The following is a 6,396-nucleotide window of genomic DNA, read 5'->3' on the forward strand; positions in this document are numbered from 1 at the left end:
CGTCCCCGGGGCGTATGCAGTCGTGTCGTCGACAAGTTCTATCTGGATATGGAACCACGACAAGTGGGAGGACACCGGCGCGACGCAGACCCAGGCGGGCATCCTGGACGCTCCGCACGACGGCAAGACCTATGGACGCAAGGACGGCGGCTGGGTGGAAGCCGGCGGCGGGACCGTGAACGAGGAACAGGTCACTAATATCATCAAGAACACCCAGCACAACGTCCTGAAAAGCATCCAGGGCGGGAAGGTGGAGGGCGGCCAGGTGACGGAGGCGTACCACCTCACCAAGGAGGAATGGGAGAAGCTGCCGGTCCGGCCGTCGGTCATCTCCCCCGCCAACGGTGAGACCAACATCAACCAGGTCCCGCAGATCGTGGGGACCCCCTATGCCCATCCGTACGACGTGGGGATGTACCAGAAACACATTCAGATCGCGACGACGAACGACTTCGCAGCGCCCATCTACGAGAAGGTGGAGTTCAGCGGGACGCCGGTGTTCCAGGTCCCCTTGAAGCCGGATAACTCCCCCTACCTGACGCAGGACACGGTGTACTACGTCCGGATTCGGTACCAGGACCGCAAGGGCAGATGGTCGCACTGGAGCGCGCCGAGCATGTTCAAGACGATGGTACAGTTCCCGGCGGGTATCCTGGCCACACCGATCATGACGGCTCCCCAGGGCGAGGCCCCCGCCTTAAGCCCCGTGCTTGGGATGTCATCCCCAAAGGTTCTGGCAGGGACGGGGAACTTCGATAAGGGGGACTGGCAAGTATCCACTGACAGCACGTTTGCGACGACCCTGTACAACGCGCAGGGCACGAACGACCTGACCTTTCACACAACGGCGGGGCTGAACCTGACGACGACGCTTGGGGTGGACTTCTTCGCACGAGGGCGGCAGCGAACGACGGACGGAACCTATACTCCCTGGGCCGTCCCCGTGCGGTTCGGACTGCGGCCGGAGTATTCCGACCCGATCTTTGGCCTGCGGCGGATATTTTCGAAGAAATACAACCGCCCCTTCGTGTACAACATCGACCCTGAGGGTAAGATCGTGAATATCTCTCGACGGTATTGGGATACTCATGCCCTCTATGCGTTCGCAAAGCAGAGCATTGTCATCTCGCCGGAAAGCCCGGATGTCAAAAGCGAGATGGCTTTTGTCCCCCCGTGTTGGGAGAAGTGTCGCGTCTACGACAATGACGACGGGGATATGGTTATTGATCTCTGGTTCAGCGCAACAAGGCAGACTGGGGACGGCTGGTTTCTGGACCCTGCCTTCACAAGAAGTCCGAACGGTTTTCTGCATGGAACGTGTCTGCCAATAGATCCATACGTTATGGTCAGCGGGGAACGGAAGTGGGTCTACTGTTCTACACCAGGAGTTGATGCAACGCATACTGACCCTACCTACATTTTTAACTTGCGACAGCTCGATTCCAAATGGCATTATTGGAGCATATACGAAAGACGACTCCTTCTGGATTTGCTGACAGCCGAGAAAGCCAGCTTAAACACAGGGGGTGGCGCTTTTGGTTACGGAATTGGCAATACCACAACACACTCGATGTCATGGCGCGGTTTTTTCGGGTTCTTTAACGTCCAGAACAATGACGCGATGATTGTGGATGGACTGGAGTGGAGCGCCTCCTCAACGGAGATTATTGAAATACGGCTTAAGACCCCAGAGATGAATAATCTGATATCCATCCCATGGGCGCTCCCCTATGATCGTACTACCAAGTACCCAGTTGACATTGAGCGAGGTGACAACCCATATCTAAATATTGACTTGGCGTTATTAGGGCTGGTAAAAACGGTACGCATCTCTTCCAGCGAAGACACGACAACCCCTTACGGAATGAGCCCAAAAATTTTGGTTGACGCCAAAACAGCAGACAGCAGGTACTGCACCCTCGTCAATGAGATGGGGTTATTCGGGCTTTGTCCTGGCTATGATGAAAGTAGCTATGTCACTTGTCGTATTTCCAAGTGGTTGGATTAATGCCGAAGTTGATTGCACGCAAGGGTGGCCAGGTAATGGCCGCCCGATTCTTTTAAGGAAGGGATGACTGAAATGTGGCAGAAGATGAAGACGTGGGTGCTGGAGCAGGTCGTTTGGGCGGAGAAGAACCTGAAGGGCAAGAGCGGCGCGGAGAAGCGCGCCGCGGTCGTGGCGAAGGTCGACGAGATGCTGGTTCTGCCCTGGTGGGCGGAGTGGGCCGACGGCTTTGTCATCGGCTGGACGGTGGACAAAATCTGTGAACGGCTGAACTGGCTGACGGATTGGAAGTTTGACGACGTGGACCTGACCCCAGAACGCACCGAGGCGCTGACGGCGGTCATGGACGCGCCCCTCGTCGAGGTAAAGGCCGCTGCCGGAGAAGCGAAATCCCTGGACGAGCGCCTGGCAGCGCTGGCCGAGCAATACGGGCTTGAACAGGAGAAGCCAGCCCCGACGCCCAAGGACGACTTCAAGTTGTCCATCGCCTTCTCGCTCAAGTGGGAGGGAGGTAAGAACTTCGACGACGTGAATGGCGTTCCTGTCCTAAAAGCCTACGCCAAGAATGACAAGGGCGGCCCAACGGCGTTCGGCATCACCATCCCAACCCTGAAGTGCGCTCATGCTGCTGGGATAGTAAAGCATGACGATATCTGTAAGCTGACGCAGAACGAGGCAAAGGCGATCTACCGCAGAAACTTCTGGGACCGCTACGGCTGGGGCGAGCTGCGCTGGCCTGTGTCGCTGTGCTGCCTGGACGTCAGCATTAATCACGGCGGGTTCGCCTGGATTCTCCAGCGAGCGTGCAAAGCTCTCGGGGTGGACCTGGCGATCGACGGGAAGTTTGGGCCTCGCACCTTCGCGGCGCTGAAAAGCCTGGAGCCAAAGACCCTGGCGGCGGAGATCGTGAAGCAGCGCAAGGTGTACTACGAGAAGATCATTGCCAATGACCCCAAACAGAAGGTACACTGGGAGGGGTGGATGAACCGCTTGAGGGATATGGCCCGCACCGCGGGGGTGGAATGATGGACGAGAGTAAGCTTTGGGATGTAGCGCAGGTATTGGAGCGGACTGTGACGAGACAGGACAGCATCGTGAAGTTGTTGGATAGATTGCAGACCAAACTTGAATCTATTGAGAAACACGACAGCCTCCAGGAGGAGCGGATGGCGCAGATGCAGGAGGCCATCGTCACCCTGACTGAATCCGTGCAGCGGGTGAACGACGCCTCGCATCGACTGCGACACATCGCGCTGGGGTTCGTGGTCCTACTGGGGGCCCTGGCCGTTCTGACCGGCGTGCTGGGGTGGGATATCCTGCCGAAGTTTTTGAAGGCCGGAATCGCGACGCTGATGTAGAACGGGGCCCTTCGGGGCCCCGCTATTTTTTTGTCAGCAAGAGAAGAAAAACCGTACCTAAAACCGTGCCTAAGGGCGACCTTAAGTATCTATAAATTATTTTATGAAGTTGGTTTATGGGTTCTAGTCGAACCCCGTTGTCCGCTCCAGCAGATCATCCGGCTCAGTCCGGTTACACTTAAAACCCCGCTCAAAAGCGGGGTTTTTGCGTTTTGACCCTTCGGGCCTCGCGACGTCCGGGCCGTCGTTCCTCCATCACCTGTCCTTGCCCTGTCGGGCCTCTTGACAGCGAAACGCCTTTCGATACGATAGACGTAACCCAAACAGAGGGGGAGGACTGTCCGGCGCATGGGGGCCGGCTGCCTTGTGGCAGCGGGCGGGAGTTTTTAGCCAGAAAGTTCTGAGGGCATCGTGAAATGAGCATCGTAAGAGTTTTTCATTCTTCGGACTACCGCGTGACGGACTGGAGCGGGGGGCGGACGACGGAGCTGGCCATCGCCCCGGAGGGTAGCCTCTACGCCGAGCGGAAGTTTCTGTGGCGCTTCAGCACCGCCACGGCAGAGGTGGAGGAGAGCACCTACACCAGCCTGCCGGACTACGACCGCGTGATCCTCTCCCTGCGGGGCCTGCTGCGCCTCTCCCACGACGACGCGACCTGGCGGGACTTCGCGGAGTTCGAGCCCTACGCCTTCGACGGCGGCGTCACCACGCAGGCCAGGGGGAAGGTCGTGGACCTGAACCTGATGCTACGGAAGGGGCGGTGCGTCGGGACGATGATCCCCATCACGGGCGGCTCCGGTCTGAGGATGGACGTGACGGCGGCGCTGGCCGCCGCGCTGCTGGGAGCGGAGGAGCTGCTCATCTTCTGCTTCGAGGGGGCGGCGGAGGCTGTAAGCGGGGAAGAGGCCTGGCCTCTGGAGGCGGGAGACACGCTGCACGTCTCGAACCTCGGCGGGGAGGCGTGGAGCGTCAGGGCGACTGAGAGGCTCAGGGCCGCGGCGGCGGCGGTCCGGTACGAGGGGCGCCGTGCAGAAAATTAAAGGAGGACTGTACATGAAGCAGCTTATCGAGTGTGTGCCAAACTACAGCGAGGGACGGGACGCGGGGAAGATCGAGCAGATCGTGGACTCTTTCCGCGGCAAGGCAGGCGTGCGCCTGCTGGACTACCAGACGGACCCAAACCACAACCGACTGGTCGTGACGGTGATTGGTGAGCCCGAACCCCTGAAGGAGGCCGTTCTGGCGTCCTTCGGCAAGGCTGTCGAGCTCATCGACCTGACGAAGCACGAGGGCCAGCACCCGCGGATGGGGGCCGTGGACGTGGTCCCCTTCATCCCCTGCCGCGGCACGACGGTCGAGGACGCGGATCGTCTGGCGAAGGAGGTGGGTGAGGCCGTGGGGTCCCGCTACCAGATCCCCGTCTTTCTCTACGAGGACTCCGCCACCGCGCCGCACCGCCAGAACCTGGCCTCCATCCGCAAGGGGCAGTTCGAGGGCATGGCTGAGAAGCTGAAGGACACGGCGATGTGGACGCCGGACTACGGCCCCGCGGGGCGGGTACACCCCACGGCGGGCGTGGTGGCGGTCGGCGCCCGGATGCCCCTCGTGGCGTTCAACATCAACCTGAGCACGCCGAACCTGGAGATCGCGGACAAGATCGCCAAGCGAGTCCGCAACCTCAGCGGCGGTTATCGCTTCATCAAGGCCATCGGCGTGGACCTGAGCGACAGGAAGATGGCGCAGGTGTCGATGAACCTGGTGAACTATCAGAAGACGGCGGTGTACCGCGCCTTTGAGGCCGTGAAGATGGAGGCCCGGCGCTACGGCGTCAGCGTCGTGGAGAGCGAGGTCGTCGGGCTTTTGCCCATGGAGGCCCTGATCGACTGCGCGGAGTACTACCTGCAGATTTCGGACGACTTCGACCCCGCAAAGCAGATCATGGAGAACCGCCTGCTGGAGGAGGAGTAGGCCTTTTTTGAGGGCGCGCGTCGGCGTGACCTCTTTTGCCGCGCGTTCGTGGCGAGGGAATCGTCCTCCGAGGCCCCGTCGAACGGGAAGCGACGCATAGGCACTGTATCCAGCCCAAAGGTTGGGTGCGGTGCCTTTGTTTTTGCACGTCGGCGCCACGCCGAGAAATGCGGGACAGCGCGAAGGGCCGGGTCACTTGCAGCGGGAGGTACACTCCCCCTGCTTTTCCAGGTAGGCCATCCCCCAGTTACACAGCCCCTCCAGGGCTGGCATAAGGCTTTTCCCGTCCTCCCTCAGGTGATAGGTTACAGAGGGCGGCACGCTTCCAAGGGAATGGCGGAAGATCAAGCCTTTTTCCTCCAGCTCGCGAAGGCACTTCGTCAGCATGGTGTTGGTCACCCCATGGACGCGGCGCTTCAGCTCGTTGTAATGCAGGCCGTCCTCCTCGTTCAGACACCAGAGGATCGGCAGCTTCCACTTGGAGCCGATCAGCTCCATCACGTAGAGCAGCGGACAGCGCGCGACGTAGCCCCCGGTTTTTGAATCCTTCGACCCCTTCATGAGCCCACCAATCCCTTCCCCAATTTTTAAGAAAGAAAAAACTGCGTACTTGCTCTCTTGTTCTTTTAATAATACACTGAATTCACGAAAAACGTCAAAGGGAAGCGCACTCAGGCACGTGGCAGGCGGGCACATCAGTGGCTCGTCACGTCGTTCAAAAGGAGCGCTGCGGCGTTTTGCTCAAAGGACCTGAGAGATAGGATAGGTTTTAAGGCCCTGAGGGGGCAGAAAATCGGGGGGTAAGGAAATGAAAGCGTTGTTCGTCAACGGAAGTCCGCGCAAAAATTGGAACACCCACAAGATGCTGGAGAGCGCCATGGAGGGGGCGAGGGAGGCGGGGGCGGAAACTGAGCTGGTACACCTGTACGACGCTGCCTTTAAGGGCTGCGTCAGCTGCTTCGCCTGCAAGGTGAAGGGCAGCTGGACGAATGGCCTCTGCGCCTTTCGCGACCCGCTGACGCCGACCCTGGAGAAGGCGCGGGGGGCGGACATCATCGTCATCGG

Annotated in this window: 7 protein-coding genes; 6 read left to right on the forward strand and 1 reads right to left on the reverse strand. The window is 59.6% G+C overall.

Translation table 11 applies throughout. The features are described from left to right. The 5 genes from Q0629_RS03875 to ftcD all read left to right on the forward strand — a co-directional run. Positions 1-2,008 (forward strand): hypothetical protein (locus tag Q0629_RS03875; protein ID WP_298779168.1); only part of this gene is annotated, 2,008 nt, incomplete at its 5' end. Positions 2,009-2,080: 72 nt separating this feature from the next. Further along, positions 2,081-3,031 carry a glycosyl hydrolase 108 family protein gene (locus tag Q0629_RS03880; protein WP_298779170.1) on the forward strand — a complete coding sequence of 317 codons (951 nt, stop codon included), beginning with the start codon at positions 2,081-2,083 and terminating at the stop codon, positions 3,029-3,031. Further along, entirely contained in the window at positions 3,028-3,363 is a 336-nt protein-coding gene (locus Q0629_RS03885; RefSeq protein ID WP_298779172.1) for a hypothetical protein, read from the forward strand. Before Q0629_RS03880 ends, Q0629_RS03885 begins: the two co-directional genes overlap by 4 nt. A gap of 416 nt (positions 3,364-3,779) precedes the next feature. Beyond that, positions 3,780-4,403: a HutD family protein gene (locus Q0629_RS03890; RefSeq protein ID WP_298779175.1), complete on the forward strand. Its 624-nt coding sequence runs from the start codon at positions 3,780-3,782 to the stop codon at positions 4,401-4,403. A gap of 13 nt (positions 4,404-4,416) precedes the next feature. Further along, positions 4,417-5,331, forward strand: a complete 915-nt coding sequence (gene ftcD / locus Q0629_RS03895; protein ID WP_366123037.1) for a glutamate formimidoyltransferase — start codon at positions 4,417-4,419, stop codon at positions 5,329-5,331. A 192-nt stretch (positions 5,332-5,523) separates the two neighbouring features. On the opposite strand, the gene Q0629_RS03900 is transcribed toward ftcD, so the two are convergent. Beyond that, positions 5,524-5,892 (reverse strand): helix-turn-helix domain-containing protein, encoded by a 369-nt coding sequence (locus Q0629_RS03900; protein WP_298779178.1) that lies wholly within the window; start codon positions 5,890-5,892, stop codon positions 5,524-5,526. A gap of 247 nt (positions 5,893-6,139) precedes the next feature. Here Q0629_RS03900 and Q0629_RS03905 point away from each other — a divergent pair. After that, positions 6,140-6,396, forward strand: a 257-nt coding sequence (locus tag Q0629_RS03905; RefSeq protein ID WP_298779180.1) for a flavodoxin family protein, incomplete at its 3' end; no start/stop codon positions are given.

This window comes from uncultured Fretibacterium sp. (genome assembly GCF_938030725.1).
GTDB lineage: Bacteria > Synergistota > Synergistia > Synergistales > Aminobacteriaceae > Fretibacterium.

Bases quoted from the DNA above. Each gene is read 5' to 3' on its own strand.
- Q0629_RS03880 (WP_298779170.1), top strand. From the start codon at position 2,081: ATGTGGCAGAAGATGAAGACGTGGGTGCTGGAGCAGGTCGTTTGGGCG.
- Q0629_RS03885 (WP_298779172.1), top strand. From the start codon at position 3,028: ATGATGGACGAGAGTAAGCTTTGGGATGTAGCGCAGGTATTGGAGCGG.
- Q0629_RS03890 (WP_298779175.1), top strand. From the start codon at position 3,780: ATGAGCATCGTAAGAGTTTTTCATTCTTCGGACTACCGCGTGACGGAC.
- ftcD (WP_366123037.1), top strand. From the start codon at position 4,417: ATGAAGCAGCTTATCGAGTGTGTGCCAAACTACAGCGAGGGACGGGAC.
- Q0629_RS03900 (WP_298779178.1), bottom strand. From the start codon at position 5,892: ATGAAGGGGTCGAAGGATTCAAAAACCGGGGGCTACGTCGCGCGCTGT.